22 protein-coding genes are annotated in these 17925 nt (G+C 34.6%); 4 read left to right on the top strand and 18 right to left on the bottom strand.

Annotated features, from left to right (window positions below):
* Window positions 1-257 precede the first annotated feature (257 nt).
* From ACFEMA_RS07730 to ACFEMA_RS07720, 3 genes are read right to left on the bottom strand one after another with little or no spacing between them, the layout of a single operon-like run.
* Window positions 258-656 carry a hypothetical protein gene (locus ACFEMA_RS07730; protein WP_411767518.1) on the bottom strand — a complete coding sequence of 133 codons (399 nt, stop codon included), beginning with the start codon at window positions 654-656 and terminating at the stop codon, window positions 258-260.
* On the bottom strand, window positions 649-1584 hold the full coding sequence (locus ACFEMA_RS07725; RefSeq protein WP_411767517.1) for a M28 family metallopeptidase: 936 nt from the start codon (window positions 1582-1584) through the stop codon (window positions 649-651). Before ACFEMA_RS07725 ends, ACFEMA_RS07730 begins: the two co-directional genes overlap by 8 nt.
* Window positions 1585-1615: 31 nt before the next feature.
* Window positions 1616-4096 (bottom strand): zinc-dependent metalloprotease, encoded by a 2481-nt coding sequence (locus ACFEMA_RS07720; protein WP_411767516.1) that lies wholly within the window; start codon window positions 4094-4096, stop codon window positions 1616-1618.
* Between the two features lie 145 nt (window positions 4097-4241).
* Between ACFEMA_RS07720 and ACFEMA_RS07715 the strand changes: the two genes are divergently transcribed.
* Together ACFEMA_RS07715 and ACFEMA_RS07710 are read left to right on the top strand one after the other, a co-directional pair.
* Window positions 4242-4526, top strand: coding sequence for a DUF3817 domain-containing protein (locus ACFEMA_RS07715; protein WP_411767515.1), 285 nt, complete (start codon window positions 4242-4244; stop codon window positions 4524-4526).
* A 1-nt stretch (window position 4527) separates the two neighbouring features.
* A complete protein-coding gene (locus ACFEMA_RS07710; protein WP_411767514.1) occupies window positions 4528-5769 on the top strand; it encodes a mechanosensitive ion channel family protein in 1242 nt (413 codons plus the stop codon).
* A gap of 53 nt (window positions 5770-5822) precedes the next feature.
* On the opposite strand, the gene ACFEMA_RS07705 is transcribed toward ACFEMA_RS07710, so the two are convergent.
* Window positions 5823-6209: an acyl-CoA thioesterase gene (locus ACFEMA_RS07705; protein WP_411767513.1), complete on the bottom strand. Its 387-nt coding sequence runs from the start codon at window positions 6207-6209 to the stop codon at window positions 5823-5825.
* Between the two features lie 43 nt (window positions 6210-6252).
* Entirely contained in the window at window positions 6253-7140 is an 888-nt protein-coding gene (locus ACFEMA_RS07700) for a DUF72 domain-containing protein (RefSeq protein ID WP_411767511.1), read from the bottom strand.
* A gap of 230 nt (window positions 7141-7370) precedes the next feature.
* Here ACFEMA_RS07700 and ACFEMA_RS07695 point away from each other — a divergent pair, with 230 nt between their 5' ends.
* Window positions 7371-7787: a glyoxalase gene (locus ACFEMA_RS07695; RefSeq protein WP_411767510.1), complete on the top strand. Its 417-nt coding sequence runs from the start codon at window positions 7371-7373 to the stop codon at window positions 7785-7787.
* A 3-nt stretch (window positions 7788-7790) separates the two neighbouring features.
* Here ACFEMA_RS07695 and ACFEMA_RS07690 read toward each other — a convergent pair whose 3' ends face one another.
* The 6 genes from ACFEMA_RS07690 to ACFEMA_RS07665 form a co-directional block, all read right to left on the bottom strand.
* Window positions 7791-8468: a DUF2461 domain-containing protein gene (locus ACFEMA_RS07690; protein WP_411767509.1), complete on the bottom strand. Its 678-nt coding sequence runs from the start codon at window positions 8466-8468 to the stop codon at window positions 7791-7793.
* A gap of 69 nt (window positions 8469-8537) precedes the next feature.
* Entirely contained in the window at window positions 8538-9104 is a 567-nt protein-coding gene (locus ACFEMA_RS07685; protein WP_411767508.1) for a hypothetical protein, read from the bottom strand.
* Between the two features lie 42 nt (window positions 9105-9146).
* Entirely contained in the window at window positions 9147-9362 is a 216-nt protein-coding gene (locus ACFEMA_RS07680) for a hypothetical protein (protein ID WP_411767507.1), read from the bottom strand.
* Between the two features lie 11 nt (window positions 9363-9373).
* On the bottom strand, window positions 9374-9544 hold the full coding sequence (locus ACFEMA_RS07675; RefSeq protein ID WP_411767506.1) for a hypothetical protein: 171 nt from the start codon (window positions 9542-9544) through the stop codon (window positions 9374-9376).
* Window positions 9545-9639: 95 nt separating this feature from the next.
* Window positions 9640-10545 (bottom strand): mechanosensitive ion channel family protein, encoded by a 906-nt coding sequence (locus ACFEMA_RS07670; protein WP_411767505.1) that lies wholly within the window; start codon window positions 10543-10545, stop codon window positions 9640-9642.
* A gap of 45 nt (window positions 10546-10590) precedes the next feature.
* A complete protein-coding gene (locus tag ACFEMA_RS07665; protein WP_411767504.1) occupies window positions 10591-11094 on the bottom strand; it encodes a Dps family protein in 504 nt (167 codons plus the stop codon).
* A 232-nt stretch (window positions 11095-11326) separates the two neighbouring features.
* On the opposite strand from ACFEMA_RS07665, the gene ACFEMA_RS07660 reads away from it, so the two are divergent.
* Window positions 11327-11548, top strand: a complete 222-nt coding sequence (locus ACFEMA_RS07660; RefSeq protein ID WP_411767503.1) for a hypothetical protein — start codon at window positions 11327-11329, stop codon at window positions 11546-11548.
* Between the two features lie 62 nt (window positions 11549-11610).
* Here ACFEMA_RS07660 and truA read toward each other — a convergent pair whose 3' ends face one another.
* The 7 genes from truA to hisC all read right to left on the bottom strand — a co-directional run bounded on the left by truA (window position 11611) and on the right by hisC (window position 17818).
* The gene (gene truA, locus ACFEMA_RS07655) at window positions 11611-12396 is read right to left on the bottom strand and encodes a tRNA pseudouridine(38-40) synthase TruA (RefSeq protein WP_411767502.1); all 786 of its coding nucleotides are present in this window, start codon (window positions 12394-12396) and stop codon (window positions 11611-11613) included.
* A gap of 12 nt (window positions 12397-12408) precedes the next feature.
* Entirely contained in the window at window positions 12409-13050 is a 642-nt protein-coding gene (gene hisIE / locus ACFEMA_RS07650) for a bifunctional phosphoribosyl-AMP cyclohydrolase/phosphoribosyl-ATP diphosphatase HisIE (protein ID WP_411767501.1), read from the bottom strand.
* A 70-nt stretch (window positions 13051-13120) separates the two neighbouring features.
* On the bottom strand, window positions 13121-13876 hold the full coding sequence (hisF, locus tag ACFEMA_RS07645) for an imidazole glycerol phosphate synthase subunit HisF (RefSeq protein ID WP_411767500.1): 756 nt from the start codon (window positions 13874-13876) through the stop codon (window positions 13121-13123).
* Between the two features lie 80 nt (window positions 13877-13956).
* On the bottom strand, window positions 13957-14730 hold the full coding sequence (gene hisA, locus ACFEMA_RS07640) for a 1-(5-phosphoribosyl)-5-[(5-phosphoribosylamino)methylideneamino]imidazole-4-carboxamide isomerase (protein ID WP_411767499.1): 774 nt from the start codon (window positions 14728-14730) through the stop codon (window positions 13957-13959).
* A 99-nt stretch (window positions 14731-14829) separates the two neighbouring features.
* On the bottom strand, window positions 14830-15477 hold the full coding sequence (gene hisH / locus ACFEMA_RS07635) for an imidazole glycerol phosphate synthase subunit HisH (protein ID WP_411767498.1): 648 nt from the start codon (window positions 15475-15477) through the stop codon (window positions 14830-14832).
* 50 nt (window positions 15478-15527) lie between these two features.
* Window positions 15528-16664 carry a bifunctional histidinol-phosphatase/imidazoleglycerol-phosphate dehydratase HisB gene (gene hisB, locus ACFEMA_RS07630; protein ID WP_411767497.1) on the bottom strand — a complete coding sequence of 379 codons (1137 nt, stop codon included), beginning with the start codon at window positions 16662-16664 and terminating at the stop codon, window positions 15528-15530.
* A gap of 107 nt (window positions 16665-16771) precedes the next feature.
* Window positions 16772-17818: a histidinol-phosphate transaminase gene (gene hisC, locus ACFEMA_RS07625; RefSeq protein ID WP_411767496.1), complete on the bottom strand. Its 1047-nt coding sequence runs from the start codon at window positions 17816-17818 to the stop codon at window positions 16772-16774.
* Window positions 17819-17925 lie beyond the last annotated feature (107 nt).

Raw genomic sequence — 17925 nt, 5'->3', positions numbered from 1 at the left:
TCTAACGATTACTTTTTAGAGGCGCTTCAATCAACAGTTAAATAACATAAAATTAATACTTTTTAAGTATATAATATTAAGTGTATTGTATTACTTTATTAAAAGTATAAGTTTATATATGAATGTGATGTAAATGATTCAATTTTATCACAAACAATTAGGTCTGCTTTTATCGGTTTTTGTATATGAAATCTAGTGGATTTTTATGCACTAACTTTTCGGTTTATAACTGGCCTTTTTTTTATTACTTATCTTTTTTACTTGGTTTTTACCACAGTACTTTGTTGAAGCCAGTTATTTCTATGTTTTTTCTTGAGTAAATAAAACCCAGCCCAAAGAAATATAATACTAATTACCATACCTATAATTCCTAACTGTTGATCTAAATGATTTTCAGTAAAAGGCTTTACGAAATAGTTCATTACTCCTATGAAAATTCGCAATACAGACCAAACAATTAACGAAATTGCCCAAAATTTAATACTGATTATTAATAGTTTAATTTTTCTTCTTGAAATTAAGAACACTCCCAAAACAACTAGAGAAAGAATAATTGGGACATAACTGCTAATAAACAAATACATAATGCCCTTTCCAATAAATGCAAGAATCGAAAGTGAAAGCACAAAAAAGTAGGTGTTCATTGTTCTATTCATTTTCATTGTTTTTAGAGACTAATGTTTTAATTACTTCATAAACAAGATTTGTACTGGATTCTAAATATTCAAAATTTATAGTATTAAACGTATCATTTGGTGTATCCTTAAAGGGACTAGTATCTTTATTGACATATTCTTCCGTAATCCCAACAGCATTAATTCCGATATCTCTAAAGGATTGATGATCGGTTGAGTTTACTCTAGTTGTATGAATAGGAATGCCTGATTTGATGCCTTGTTCTTTATAAATTTCTTCTAGTTCAATGGTCGGCAACTCTAATTCTATGGCCCTATCTTTATCTTTATCCCAGCCAATTTGGTCAAAAGTATGTACCGAAAGAATTTCAAACTTTTTTTTCTGAATATATCTTGCAAATGCCTTGCTACCTATTAAATCCTCTTCTTCTTGGTCAAAGAATACGACTAAAACATTAACCTTTCTCGTTGAGATTTCAGAAAGTCTTTTGGTAACTCCATATAATAAAGCAATCGCAGAAGCATTATCATTTGCTCCGGGACAACCTCGCGCTGTATCGTAATGAGCTCCTAAAATTATGTACTGATTGGTGCTTTTACTGGCTGGTATAACACCATAAATATTCGTTCCTTTAAATGGGCCTATCAGGATATCAACTAATGAATTAACGTTCTTTTGTCTATAGTTTTGTTCGATTGGTTTAAGAGATAGTTTTTTTAAAAGCTCAATTAAATAAGCTCTTGTCAAATCACGCTCTTTTACAGTTGCCCTTGCATTTAATTCTACACCTATTGGTTGCATTGGTTGGTGTCCTGAAAGCGATGAAACTATTTCAATTTGAGCTTGATTTATGTCTTGCGGAAAATTATCAATAACAACCTTTTCTTCATAACTCTTTGAGCAAGAGGTAAAAACAAAAATCATTATTATAATTAAATGCCGTTTCATTTTTTAATTGGCTACAACGAATAGGTATGTCTTATTTCGGGTTTAATACGGCATCAATACGTTCAATAATATCTCTATAGTGGTATTTAGTTTCAGTATTTACCCCTCTATTTACAGCAGATTGAAGTGTGTTTATCAAGGTATTTAACTCTCCTCTCACCAATGCTCTTACGTCCGACTGATTGACATTGTAATACTGTCTGGTGCGCTGAGGGTTTAATTCTTCGGTCATTAAGTAGATCATACGATCCACATACACACGCTGTAAATTACGTCTGTATATATCAACATTACTCGTGCTGTTGGCTTCGGACCAGATACCAGTTCTAACATCTCTTAGCATTTCTAATGCCGAATAGTTTGAAGCGTCTAAGGCATTATGGTCCATTAAACGACCTAATGTTTCAAAGTCCAATAATCGATTTAAGTGTCGCGCTTGTAAGCTTCTAAATGTGTTGGTGTAGCCTGCATAATCCGTATTCTTCAAAATACTGGCATCAACTAACCATGTTGGTGACGCAAATGCATTTTTATGCAACCAAACCATAGCCGCTTTTTGTTGCTCTTTTGCTACTGGATTATAGACATCTCCATTTTGATCAGGGTTTTTATAATCTTCGTACACACCTCCTATATGGGTTACAACGTGACCAATGTAGCGGCTCCATACACCTAGCATTTCTCCGTATAATTCTTCCAAATCATCATAATCATTGGTTTGGTTGCTAGTCCAGTCAGGAAGATTTTCGGCTACAATTTTCAAGTTTTTAAGCCCATAAGTACTAGCCTTTATACTGTTATTTCCTATGTCCTCAGTTTGTGACCTTGGATCGAATCGACTACCTTGACTACCAAACCTATACTTAGGATCTCCAGCTTTTTCAATCACCCATTGGTTTAATGTTTCTTTCTCTGCTTCAGGTGAATTTGCATCAGGAATATAGCGATAACCGAAATTAATGGCATAATCGTCATAAGGTCCTAACTGTCTTATAAAGCGGATATTGGTATCACCGGGTTGGGCTATATAATTGTAACGGGCATAATCCATTATTGTGGCTGCGATTCCATTTTTCTGGGTGAATGCACCGTCTCTGTAATTTTCTACATCATAGGCGTAACTTGCACACATGTTATGAGGCAATCCAAGTGTGTGTCCTACCTCATGAGCTATTACCATTTTCATCATTTCTCCGATTTCTTCTTCTGGAGTGTCTAACGTTCTTGCCTTTGGGTTTGCAGCTCCTGTTTCTAATAAATAGCGGTTTCTGTAAGAACGCAGATGGTTATGATACCAAATGATATCACTCTCAATAATTTCACCAGTTCGGGGGTCAGAAACACTTGGGCCAGTTGCATTACGCGTCGTACTTGCCACATAACGGACAACGGAATACCGAATATCCTCAGGGCTAAACTCAGGATCTTCTTCTTTGGTTGGAGGATCTTTAGCGATAATGGCATTTTTAAACCCGGCAGCTTCAAAAGCTTTTTGCCAAAGCTCAATACCCTCTTTCATATACGAACGGAATTTTTCTGGAGTCGCAGGGTCTAAATAATAAACAATTGGTTTAATAGGCTCTACCAATTCTCCACGCTTGTAGGCTTCAATGTCTTTAGGCACTAATCGCCATCTTCGGATATATGTTTTACGATCAGACTTTAATTTTTCACTACTATAATCGTATTTACTCAACGTAAACCATCCGACGCGTTCATCAAAAAAACGAGGTTGCATTTTATCTTTTGGCAACAATATCATGGACTGGTTCATTTGAACACTAATCGTTTCATCTCCAGTATTAACAGGTGGATTGGTTGCATTGTACGTCATGTCTTGAATGACTTCAATATTCTCTGGAAAACTACTCATGCTATTGATAAAGCTTCGAGAATTATCTAGATTTCTCACTTTATAAGCGGTTCGCATGCGTGAAGAAAGGCCACTAATAGCCTTAACATCCGTGCTATAAAATTTAGTAACATCTATAACTACAGCACTCGAATCTTTTGAAAATGCTTCGATGTCAAAGGCATACAATGTAGGCTCATAATTATTGGATCTTACCGAAATATCTATAGGCAAGCTATCACCGGCAACCGCACTGTATGATTTTTCTTTTATTAAGATTTTATCTTTAAACCGCTGCCATTGAATTAAACGGGTATTGGTTTTTGAACCTGCATTAACATAACCACCTCCTAAATTTGAAGGCAATTTTGCAAAGCGGCTGACAAGCAGCATATCTGTATCTAGGTAATCCTTTGGCACCTCAAAATAGTACTTATCCCCTACTATATGGACATCAAACAGGCCTTCATCAGTCTTAGCCTCTTTGGTAATGACCTTGTCATAATCCTTAAACTTACTTTTTGTTTTTTGTGTTGTTGTCTTTGCTCCTTCGGAGTCAGATGTAGTTTTATTCGTGGACTTTTTTCCTGATTGCCCGTCTAATGAGGCACAGGTAAAAAATAGAAAGGAGATTAAAATTAAGCTGGTTAGTTTATTCATCAGAAAGAGTGTTATGTTAGGCGTTTTCATTAAAATTCGTCTAAATATAAATAATACATTTTTAGTTTTAAGAAATTTCTTAAAAGCTGTTAAAACAATCGATTTTTCTTTCTTTCTGCTGTACTTTTGCACAAATTTTAGGTGCATGAAAAATACTAAAGCATTTTTTAGGTTAATAGCTCTTTTAGAAGGGGTATCATATATATTGTTATTATTTGTCGCTACACCGATTAAGTATCTACAAGGTGACCCTCAGTATGTAAAATTATTAGGTATGCCACATGGTATTTTGTTTATGGCGTATATTGTTTTGGCAATTTGGCTAAAGCCAGAGTATAATTGGAATCAACGCTCATTTATTACCGTACTTATAGCATCTATTATTCCTTTTGGAACCTTTTATGTAGATAAAAAATTCCTTAAAAACTAGAATGGAAAAAATCAAGCATTTTATATACGACCTATTACTTGAAAGAGGACTTTCAGAAAGTACGGCTGCTTTTTTAAATATGGTGGCTTTGCTACTAGCACTCTTAATAGCAGCTTTTGTCATAGACTATATTACCAAGCGCTTATTATGGAAGTTTTTTGAAGGCGTTGCAAAACGCACTAAAACAAATTTTGATGATATTCTTGTACAAAATAAATTACCTCGTGCCGTTGCCCATATTATTCCATTGGTAATCCTGATTGAGTTTGTGCCAGATGTTTTTTTCGATTATGAGTTTTCAGAGTCCATCATTGAAACAGTTTTAAAGGTATTCGCCATTCTATTGGCTCTTCAGATTATTAGGCGCCTATTGCATTCTGTCAGGGATTATCTTAAGACCTTGCCCCAATACAAAGACAAGCCCATTGATAGCTATATCCAGGTCTTTATGATCTTTGCATGGTTGCTTGGTATGTTTTCAATTATTGCGATGATAACCGGTATCTCCTTTTTGAAGTTTGCAACGACTCTTGGAGCCGCTTCTGCTGTTATTATCTTGATTTTTAAGGACACTATTTTAGGTTTTGTAGCCAGTATACAAGTGTCTATAAACGACATGGTACGGATTGGAGATTGGATTACGTTTGAAAAGTACGGTGCTGATGGTGATGTCGTTGAGATTAATTTGGCAACGGTTAAGGTGCAAAACTGGGATATGACGATCACCACGATTCCGACCTATGCATTGATTTCAGATTCTTTTAAAAACTGGAGAGGTATGATGGCTTCTGGTGGACGTCGTATTAAGCGTTCCGTGATCGTAAAGACATCTACCATTAAGTTTTTAACGACTGAAACTATTGAAGATTTGAAAAAGATTCAATTAGTTACCGAGTATTTAAATGCTATTACCAAAAAGCTCGATAAGCAAAATAAAGAGCAAAATGCGGATAAGTCCATTTTAATCAATGGAGTTAATTTGACGAATTTTGGGGTGTTTAGAAAATATCTTGAAACCTATATTGAAAACCACTCAGCCATTAACAAGGATATGACCTTAATGGTGCGTCAGTTAGAACCAACACCTCAGGGTATCCCGATGGAAATATATTGTTTCAGTAAAGATCAGCGTTGGCAGAATTACGAGTATATAATGGCTGATATTTTTGATCATGTCCTTGCTTCTGTAAATTATTTTGATTTGGAAATTTATGAATTGGCTGTGGCTTCGCCTAAAGATTAATTTCTCTAAATTACGTCACTTCGAGTAACCTTAGTGACCAAGTAGGAATAACATCAAGACAACCTATCCTTAACAAATTCTACCTCTGTTTTACCATGAGGTGCGGGCTTACCGTCTTCGCCAAGATTAACCATAATGAGTTTATCGACAGTGAGTATGGTTTCTCGGGTCATCTTGTTTCTAACTTCAGACTTTAAAGTTATAGATGAGCGACCAAAATTGAGCACTTCAATTCCGATTTCAATAATATCACCTTGTTTGGCAGAGGCCATAAAGTTAATTTCGGACATGTACTTGGTAACAATCCTAGAGTTTTCTAATTGAATGATCGTATAGAGTGCGGCTTCTTCATCTATCCAAGCCAATAGTTGGCCACCAAATAAAGTTGCGTTAGGATTTAAATCTTCGGGTTTTACCCATTTACGTGTGTGGAATCTCATGTGTTTAGATTTTGACTATTAGCTTTTTACCTTTAGCGTTGAGTTATAATAACTTTTGCTGTTGATCGTCATTAGGAATTTTTAAATCCATTCCTAATTCAGTGTTCAATTGCTTTATAAAATAGGCTGATAGTAAAGGAGATTCTTTTTCAATATTCTGATGTACAAAAAAATCAACTTCTTCAATACCATTGTCTTTCCATAATTTTAATCGTTCTACCCAATCATCTAAGCGTGTGTAATCACTTTTATGGTTTGCACCGACATAACGAATGAAAGCTCTGGAATTGGTCAAACGCATGTGCATTAAATCGCGTCGTCCCGCAGTATCGACAATAATGTTGGATATGTTATTTTCTTCAAGTAATTGATATAAATCTTCGGCAATAGACTTGTCATTATACCAATCGGTATGCCTAAATTCTATGGCTAACGGAATTTCTCTTGGCCAACTTTCAACAAAATTCACCACCTTTTCAAAATCCTTAGGTGCAAAATTACTGTGCATCTGTAGAAACACACACCCTAATTTTTCTTTTAAATTAATAGCACTGTACAAATAGTTATCGACTACAGGTTTTGACTCCTCATTTAGTCGCTTCCAATGGCTGATTTCTTGACTAAGCTTTGGGAAAAACCGAAAATTGGTTGGTGTTTTTTCTGCCCATTTGCTAAATTGTTCAGGTGGAAAAATTCTATAGAATGTTGCATTCAACTCAATAGAATTGAATTGTTGAGAATAATATTCTAATTCGTCTTTTGTACCACGAGGATAAAACCCCTTTAGGTCTGCCTTATTCCATTTGGCACAGCCCACATAAATATCTGTACTGTTACTGGGATTCTTTTTTAGGGTTTTTAAGGTATCTGGATGATCTTTTGGTAAGGTGAAATCTATATCTTCTGGGTTGTCTACACTTCCGAATTTCATAAGTAATGTTGTTTTTACAAAGATAAATTTTATTGAACAAATAGTCATTGAAAGATCCCGTTGTAAAAACGGGATTAATTCAACTAGTAAAATTGAATTCACCATGAGGCTTTTCAATATTTGGTTTCATTGAATGTTAATAACACCGTTAACAACAATACCAGGTCTGGTCTTTTCTGTGTATCATAATGGTTAAATTTAATTCCAAATTTGAACTAAACCATACTACTATGGCTACCCGCACAGAAGAACTACTCGCTATTCGTCCTGTTATTTCATCTGCCAAGATTTATGAAAACATGAGTGCTGACGAGGCTTTTCAGAACAAAACATTACGCCCAATTATTAAAATGCAACACCAATTGTTGTTGGTTGTATTTAAAAATTATATTGCTAAGCGTAAGAATGTGTTTTATGAGCTCTCATTACAAAAGCAACTAGACTATATTGAAAATGCAATACATAAGGATATGAAATTCCGAAACTCAGTAAAAGGCATGATTATAGGCCAGTTTACAATTGAGGAATACAGTCTTTATATAAACAACTCTTCTGCATTGAACAAGCGGATGATGAACATTGTAAAGGAACGCTTAATTGATAGTATTCAGGTTTTTGCCAATCCTGAATTACTAGAAGCTGTGTAAGTTTTATAAAAGGGATTCTCCATTAAGATTTGTTGTGAGCACATCGCTCATATAATCAAAGTAAGGTCTAATAACCTTAAAGTCGTCGTTTACGGTTTCTAAAAACCCAGGGGCTTCCACTTCCTTGTCTGTAAATGGTTTTGTAAAGATGAATTGTTTTCGTCGTATTAAATCTATTGCAGGATGCTCCTTGTCGAATCCTTTTGGTGCGGTTTTTAATGCGTCACCAACAAACCCTCCCCATGTCTTTTTAAAGGTTTTATTATTAAGGATGTTTCGCATTTCGCCATCGTCCATTTCAAACTCTTTTCTAATCCTAAAAAGATCCTCTTTATTGGGATCCCAAAAGCCAGTAGCGATAAAGGACTCGTTATTAGGCTGAATATGTAGATAATAGCCACCTCTAAGTTCTGGCTTTACCCTTGAGAAGGAGCCGCCAAAATGTGTTTTATAGGGCAACTTATTTTTTGAAAACCGTACATCTCTATAAATGCGAAAGATTTTGACTTTTTCGATTCGGTCGTGAGCGTTGAGTAATGATGCCAATTGATTGTAAGCGTTCTTTACGTCTGCCTCAATAGCCTTGAATTCTTTTTTGTGCTCATTGAACCAATCCCTATTATTATTTTTTGAAAGTGCTTTTAGAAAGACAAAAGTGTCCTTTGGTATGGTTTGATTCATGGTATCTTTTTTATAAAAATAAAAAAAGCCGTGCATTTTACACGGCTTTTAGAAATATATATGAACTTTTTAGTTGTCCATTTTTTTCTTGCTCATCTTTTCCCTGTTGTACTCTTCTACAACTAAGATGTCTTCATCTTTGTCATAATATTCAATGACAAACTTGTTTCCTTTAAAGTACCCTATACCAGAATATTCATCGGTGTTTATCATATAAAAGTCTTTGTTTATAGACTTTCTTGCATTCGCCATTAGAGAGTTTTCAACGGAATTTTCGATAGCAAAACCATTATTCATAGGCGTAAAGTTATATATGTCTCCGTTGTAATCAACATAAGAGTAATTAACTTTTTCATCAAAGCTCATATCATCATCATTATCAATCATAATCTCTTTGGAGACCTTAACTGGGCCATCAGTATTACGACTTTGATTTGTTTTGTTTGAATCACTCGCTTTAAGAGAAACATCATTGGTCTTTGTTGTACTTACCTTGATTTTCTTTTCTACAATCTTACCATTAACTTTTACCTTAATGATTTTAGTCTTAGATTCTTTTACGACTTCTTTTGGCTTTTCTTGTGCATTCATTCCTATAAAGGAAAAAATGGCCAGTATCATTATTATATTTTTCATTGTTTCTGTTTTAAAAATTAAAATTCATTTAAATCCGAGACTCTAATTGTCATCGGAGTTTTCTTCTTTCACTTCTTCTATTTCATCTTTAAGATCTTCAGCAGCGTCTTTTACATCGTCACTTGCTTCATCTAATTCTTCACTAACGTCTTCTAAAGCTTCTTCTACTTTTTCGTCAGCTGATTTTTCTTCCCTACAGCTTGTTACTGTAATACCTAAAGTGAAAATAAAAAGTAAAATATATATTGATTTCTTCATAATAGTTGCTTTTAATTGTCATCCATGGCATCTTCCACATCATCAGCGGCGTCCTCAACCGCATCACCAGCATCGTCCACTGCCTCTTCAATTTTGTCTCCTGTATCCTTTTCTTCTCTACAGCTTGTTGTTAGTAAGCTCAAAGAAAATAGTGCGATAAATAAATATGATAATTTTTTCATTTGTAATAGGTTTTAAGTTAATAATACAAATATTGCTTATAGAATTAAGAGTCCTTACTTCTATTCAGTAATAGTTTAACTCATTTACAGTAGAATTAATTTTTTGAGACGGTCTCCTTAAACTGAATAGGTTGGTCTATACTTAAGTTATTGTCAAACTGCAAGGTTCTGATTGGGAATGGAATATTGATACCTTCCTTGTCATAAGCCTTCTTTACAGCAATAATTGCCTTGTTCTTAGTTCTAAGGCGTTCTATAAAACTTGTAGATTCAATCCAAAAACGGCAGAGGTAATTAATAGAACTTCCACCAAATTCTGTAAAGTAAAACTCAACTTCATCTGCAGATTCTACATTATCAATAGCTTTAGCAATGGTTTCCTTGGTCAATTGCTCCACCTTTTCGAGATCAGACTCATAACCTACCCCACACTCTAATGACATACGCATTCGATTGGTCAAAGAATAATTTTTTAAAGGATTTTCTAATATTGTCTTATTAGGAATGACCACCATATTATTGTCGGTTTCTTTCAAGATGAACTCTTTAAGATTAATATCTATAATCTCACCAGAGAAACCGTTTGTCTCAACCCAATGACCGATCTGTATTCTTTTTCTAAAGGATAAAACAACACCGGCAAAAGTATTAGAAATAGTTCCTTGTAGCGCTAAACCAACAGCTAAACCTGCAACACCAGCACCTGCCAACAATGAGGTTAAAGCCTTACTTAAATTAAGAATACCCAAGGATAAAAATAATGCTCCAAGGACTATGACTACTGCTGAAATTCGACCGATTGTTTTGCTGATGGATGGCTGATCTACTTTCTTATCCATAGCCTTAGTCACTAATTTGTTGATTTTCCTAGCGATATAGTAGGACACAATCATGACGAGTACCACCAATATAAAATTTGGAATATATTCTATAATGGTATTAAACCAGCCTTTTAGTTTTTCTATTAGGTTTGTAATTGCTATTTCAAATTGCTCTTTCATCTCTTTGTTTTAAATTAATAGTTAGTGTTTAAATTCTAATAAAGTCTATCCTTCAACAACACTTTCCTTTAATTTAGACGTTGTCTTTTTAGTAAATGCATCTAGCATCCAACTGGCTTTCTCTAATTCTCTAATGTATGCACCAATAAGATCTATGGTTCCTTCATCTTTAATCTCTGATGCTTTTTCGACAACAGAACCCATTTTTTGCAATAGAATTTTATGATTTTCTAAAGTGGTCAGTACCATTTCTTTATCAGACATGTGTGATTTCACCTCTTTTATTTCCGATATCTTTAAATATTCAGAAAGATTACTCATCGGATGATAACGTAGTGTTAAAATACGTTCTGCAATTTCATCGATTTTAACTCTTGCATCAGAATACAGGTCTTCAAATTTTTGATGTAATTCAAAAAAGTTTTCGCCTAAAACGTTCCAATGAAAATTTCTGAGATTTTGGTAATAGATGTGATAATTGGCCAAAAGAGCGTTTAATTCTACTACAGTTGGCATTAATGTGTCGTCTTTTATATTTAAATAATTCATGTGTAATGTTTTTTATGATTAACTATATATATTATAGCACGAAAAGTGTCCAATTACAAAGGCTTAACATCGTTTAACTTATTTTTTGACTACTTAACTTAAATTGTGTTAACGAGTTAGATGAAATGTTAAAGGACTTTAACACAGAAAGGACGCCAAAACCAGATTATATGTTTGTGTATTGAAAGAATTTTCACTATAATGCGAAAGTTTTTTAAGATAAATTATATTTATGGGTAGACCAGCAACACGACCAACTAAATTGAAAGATGGTTATTATATTGAGATTCGTAACAAAGGATCCAGATCAGGAGTAAAACTTTATAGTCAATCGAAATTACAAATGCACCGTGCTATTAAAATGTACGAGCGTTCTAAAGAAGTCCTTATTTTAGGGGAGTCTGTAGATGGTAAATTTGTTGACAAAGAACCAGTTCTGCACGTAGCGGATTAAGGTTTTAAGTTTAATGATTATAAAAAAAGTGTTAGAATTCTAACACTTTTTTTATGCTTACATTATTGAAAACGTATTTTATGAAGAATAAGGCCAGAGGCGGGTGCAATGTAATCCATTACTTCTGCGCTATCGGACTTTAGGGTTTGTTCAATATAATCTAGGGTAACCTCTCCCCTGCCTAATTTTATTAAGGCTCCAAACATTAACCGAATCTGATTTCTCATAAATCCTTTACCAACAACTTTGAAAACATAAGATTGTTCAGGGAAAAAATTTGCAGTGTATAAATCGTTGTTAACGATTTCTGAAAACTCTACTGTTCTTTGATATTTTCCTTTATCTGTTGCACGGTAACAATAGGTTTTGAAATTATGGGTGCCTTCAAATAATTTGGCTCCTTTTTTCATAAGCTCTACATCCAGAGGCTCTAGGATCGTAGTTAAGATTGGTGCGCAAAACGGATGGTTCTTTTGTCCTTCCGAAAACACATAATGGTATTCCTTTAATTTTGAATCTTGAATAATATTGAACTCCTTGTTAACCTCTTTAATTGATAGAGCACGAATGTCTTGTGGCAAATTATGATTAAACAATTCTAAAAATTCATCGAAATCTGCAATAGGTTCATTATAGATGAATAATTCTAAAGCAGCTTCATTGGCTGATACCATAGCATCTGTTCGCCCCGCTCCTAATGTTTTAAATTTTATATCCTTTAAAATAAACTTTAAGGTACGGTCAATCATTAAATGGATCGTTTTTACATCTGGCTGTTTTTGCCAACCATGGAAACGATAGCCTAAGTATTGAATTTTTATAAGGTAATAATAACGCTTATTGAACATTATAAATATAGGTTATTGATGGCGTTTTTCTAGTAGGGATACTATATCATTAAGCTTAAAACCTTTTGCTTGTAGCAACATTAAATAGTGAAAGAGTAAATCAGCACTTTCCTCTAGGAATAACTCGTCATTACTGTCTTTAGCTTCAATAACAACTTCCACAGCTTCCTCCCCTACTTTTTGAGCCACTTTATTTATGCCTTTGTCAAAAAGAGACACAATGTAGCTCTTTGTGTCATCATCACGAAGGTCAGGATCTATTTTAGAAATAGCTATGCGCTCAGCAATAGTATCTTCTAATTTTGAAATGAACCCGAAAGATTGCTTATTATCTTCATTCCAACATGTATCTGTTCCTTTATGGCATGTTGGTCCTAGTGGTCTTACAGTAACTAAAAGTGTATCGTTATCACAATCCAATTTTATATCAACTAAATTTAGGACATTACCACTCTCTTCCCCTTTGGTCCAAAGTCTATTTTTTGTGCGACTAAAGAATGTGACCAACCCAGATGCTTTAGTTTTTTCTAAGGCCTCTTCGTTCATGTAGCCTAACATCAATACATTTTTAGTTGTGGCATCTTGAATGATTGCTGGGACTAAACCGTCCGAGCTTTTTTTGAAATTTATGTTCATTACAAACTTGTTTGTCATTCCTGCGTAGGCAGGAATCTATTTATTAATAAAGATTCGTTGTGGATTCCTGCTTTCGCAGGAATGACAATTATATTCTCACAGGAATCCCCTGCTGTTTTAATTCTTCTTTTAATTCTAGTATTGGTATTTCTCCAAAATGAAAAACACTTGCTGCCAATGCAGCATCGGCCTTTCCTTCTTTAAAGGTATCGGCAAAATGTTGTATTGTTCCAGCACCACCCGAAGCTATAATTGGAATATTGACCAAATCTGATAATTTTGCTAATGCCTTATTCGCAAATCCTGCTTTGGTTCCATCGTGATCCATAGACGTGAATAATATCTCACCTGCTCCTCTCTGTTCTACTTCCTTTGCCCAATCAAATAATTTAATGTCTGTTGGTATGGTTCCGCCTGCTAAGTGCACAAACCACTCTTCGCCAATTTGTTTCGCATCAATAGCAACAACAACGCATTGGCTTCCAAATTTTTCTGAGAGTTCATTAATTAAGTCTGGACGCTTTACAGCTGAAGAATTGATAGACACCTTGTCTGCACCACAATGCAATAAGGCATCAACATCATCAACAGAAGAAATTCCACCACCCACCGTAAATGGTATGTTCACTTGTTCAGCCACTTTTAAAACCATATCGTGCATGGTTTTTCTGTTTTCTAGTGTCGCTGCAATATCTAAAAAAACCAGTTCATCTGCTCCTAATTCCGCATACTGCTTTGCAAGTACAACAGGGTCGCCTGCATCTCGCAAATCAACAAAGTTGACACCTTTTACGGTTCTTCCGTTTTTAATGTCTAAGCATGGTACGATTCTTTTTGTTAGCATAACTCGTATTCGTTATTGCGAGGAACGAAGCAATCTGTTAATTAAAAAAAGAGATTGCCGCGCTACGCTCGCAATGACATTTAATTGTTAATTATAAAATTCTCTAATTGTTTTAAACTAATTCTATTCTCATAGATGGCTTTACCAATAATTACTCCTTCGCACCCTAATTGTTCTAATTGAGGTAATTCGCCGTAATTTGAAATGCCTCCAGAAGCAATTAATTTAAGGGATTCTTCGCTTCCGCCTTCGTTAAAGCTTCGTCGGGCAAGTCGCTCTGAATGACATTCTCTTAATATTTTGGAATACAATTCAAATGAAGGACCTTCTAACATACCATCCTTAGAGATATCAGTACAAATCACATACGACACACCTTTTGTTTGATAGTCTTTGATGAATGGGATCACTTCTAGATCACTTTCTTCTTGCCAGCCTGAAATTGCTATCTTTTCATTATTACAGTCCGCTCCAAGGATAATTTTATCAGACCCAAATTTAGAAATCCAACTTTCAAATAGTTCTGGTTTTTTTACGGCTATACTCCCACCAGTTATTTGATGAACACCAGACTCGAAAGCTATTTTTAAATCGTCGTCAGACTTTAAGCCACCACCAAAATCTATCTTAAGATTTGTCATAGTAGCAATTCGCTCTAAAACTTTATAGTTAACGATATGACTCGCTTTTGCGCCATCTAAATCTACAACGTGCAAATATTGTATACCTGAATCTTCAAATAGTTTGGCGACTTCCAAAGGGTTTTCATTGTATACCTTTTTGGTGTTATAATCGCCTTTAGTGAGACGGACACATTTTCCGTCTATGATGTCTATTGCTGGTATGATCCTCATAACATTTCCCGTGAAAATGGGAATCTCTTTTAATTAATATTTTTTCTTTCATTGTGGATTCCGCATCAAGTGCAGAATGACAAATCGTTTAAATGCGGTTTATAGCTCAAGAAAATTCTTCAACAACTGCTCTCCTACTTTAGATGATTTTTCAGGGTGAAACTGAACTCCGTAAAAATTATCTTTTTTTAATGCCGACGCATACTCTATGTCATAATCTGAAGCTGCAATTTGTTCATCACAATGTTCAGCATAATAGCTATGAACCAAATACATGTAATCACCTTCAGAAATATTCTTAAATAAATCAGATTTTAAATGCTTTATAGTGTTCCATCCCATTTGAGGCACTTTTACATTATCTGAAAAACGTTTGACATTGGTATTGAAAATTCCCAAACCTTTAGTATTTCCTTCTTCAGTATGGTTACACATTAATTGCATGCCTAAACAAATACCTAAAACAGGTTGCCTAAGTTCTGGAATCAATTCATCTAGACCACTTTCTTTAAGCATTTTCATTGCTGAACTGGCTTCACCTACTCCTGGAAAAATGACTTTATCTGCATTAATTATGTCGTCCGGTTTATCAGATAATACAGCATCATATCCCAAACGCTGAAAAGCGAATTGAATACTCTTTATGTTACCAGCTCCGTAATTTACTATTGCTATAGTAAAAGCCCCATCTAACTTCCCCGAAGGGGAAGAACTTTCACTCAAGTCTATATTTTCTATATTATTCATTATTATCCGTAATTAGTTCCTTCCCTCTGGGAAGGTTAGGATGGGCTTTTTTACAAAACTCCTTTTGTACTTGGTAATATCATTTTCTCAACATCTTGTTTTACAGCCATTTTTATAGCCTTTGCAAATGCTTTGAAAATAGCTTCAATCTTGTGGTGTTCGTTAGTACCTTCAACCTTTATATTTAGATTACACTTAGCTCCATCTGTAAAGGATTTAAAGAAATGGTAAAACATTTCTGTTGGCATTTTCCCTATCATTTCGCGTTTAAATTCCGCTTCCCAAACTAGCCAGTTACGCCCGCCAAAATCTATAGCAACTTGTGCTAAGCAATCATCCATTGGCAATGAAAACCCATAGCGTTCAATGCCCAATTTATTACCAAGTGTCTTTGCAAAAACTTCTCCCAAGGCGATAGCTGTGTCTTCTATGGTGTGATGCTCATCTACCTCTAAGTCACCATCTACTTTAATATTTAAATCCAGTTGACCATGACGCGCAATCTGGTCTAACATGTGGTCAAAAAAGGCAATGCCTGTATCTATTTTGCTTTTTCCTGTTCCGTCTAGATTAAGGTCTATTTTTATCTTCGTTTCATTGGTATTTCGTTCTATACCTCCAACACGTTCTGTTGTTTTCAAAAATCTATATATGGCTTCCCAGTCATTTGTTTCTAAAGCAATGTAGTCTTGTAATTCCGAGTTACTAACAGTGACTTCATCTGTACCTAAATTTGTATTGTCATTAATGAATATGCCTTTGGCGCCAAGATTTTTAGCTAACTCTATATCTGTTAGTCTATCACCTATGACGAATGAATTTGCTAAATCGTAATCCTCAGAGAAATACTTTGTCAACAAACCTGTATTTGGCTTTCTGGTCGGTGCATTATCCTTTGCGAATGTTCTGTCTATAAATTGTTCTTCAAAAATAACACCTTCACTTTCAAAAGTCTTTAAAACAAAATTATGAACTGGCCAAAAGGTGTCTTCCGGATAAACATCAGTTCCTAACCCATCTTGATTTGTAATCATTATGATTTCAAAATTCAATTCTTTTGCAATCTTACTTAAGTATTGAAACACTTTTGGGTAGAACTCTAATTTCTCGAATGAATCTATTTGTTCGTCAGCAGGTTCCTTGATTAAGGTGCCGTCGCGGTCTATAAATAATATTGGCTTTTCCATCTTTTTTATCATTCCTGCCTTTCGACTATCGCTCAAGATAAACTGCGGCAGGAATCTATTTAATTTTAATTAATTGTGGATTCCGCATCAAGTGCGGAATGACAATCTTAGTTTAATTCGTTCAATATTTTAATTAGTTGTTTGTTTTCAGATTGAGTTCCAATGGTAAACCTTAAACAATTCTCACACAAAGGTTGCGTTGTCCTATTTCTAACAACAACTCCTCTTTCTATTAATTGCGCATAACGCAGATTAGCATCATCTACTTTAACTAAAAGGAAATTAGCATCAGATTTATAAATAGTATTAACAAATGAGATTGAACTTAAATCTTCTGATAATGCTTGGCGTTCAGTCAAAATTGAACTCACTTCTTGTTTAACTTGTTCTAAATCATTCAAACGCTCTATTGCTCTATCTTGGGTCAATTGATTGACATTATATGGTGGCTTTATTTTGTTTAAAACTGAAATAATAAATTCTGAAGCATAACATATTCCTAGTCGAATTCCTGCTAAACCATAAGCTTTAGAGAGTGTTTGGGTCACTACTAGATTATGGAAATCATTTAATCGACTCACCCAACTGTCGCAGTTAGAAAAGTCTATATACGCTTCATCAATAACTACAATGCCATTAAATCCATTTAGTAATTCTTCAATTTTATGTGCACTGAAACTATTCGCTGTTGGATTATTTGGTGAGCACAAGAACAGTATTTTTGAAAATTCATTCTGAGTATCAAGTATCTCATTAACCCTTGGCTCAAAATTATCATCTAATAAGACGCTCTGTATTTGTACAGCATTCAAATCTGCCAATACCGAATACATACCATACGTTGGTGGTAATGTGATGACATTATCTCTATTAGGCTCGCAAAAGGCTCTAAACAATAAATCCAACACTTCGTCGCTTCCATTACCTAATAGTATTTGAGTCGTCTTTACACCCTTAAGGTCTGCTAGTCGTTCTTTAACTTTAGATTGTTGTGGATCTGGATATCTATTGACATTGGTTTGAAACGGGTTTTCATTTGCATCAATAAATACCATATCAGCCGTTGCATCTTTGTACTCATCGCGTGCCGATGAATAGGGTTTGATGTTTTTGATATTTTCTCTAATGAGATTGTCTATGCTAAAATTTTTCATTCTAATACTTCTCGATACAATTTCTCATCCTTCGAAATCACTCGAAGTGACACTTGGTTATTTGTTTGTCATTCTGAGTGAAACTAAGAATCTATTTATGAGATTCC

Source organism: Winogradskyella sp. A3E31 (assembly GCF_046720935.1).
In the GTDB taxonomy this organism is placed as follows: Bacteria; Bacteroidota; Bacteroidia; order Flavobacteriales; family Flavobacteriaceae; genus Winogradskyella.
Note: the sequence above shows the minus strand (reverse complement) of the source record. Positions and strands in the feature narration are given on the sequence as shown.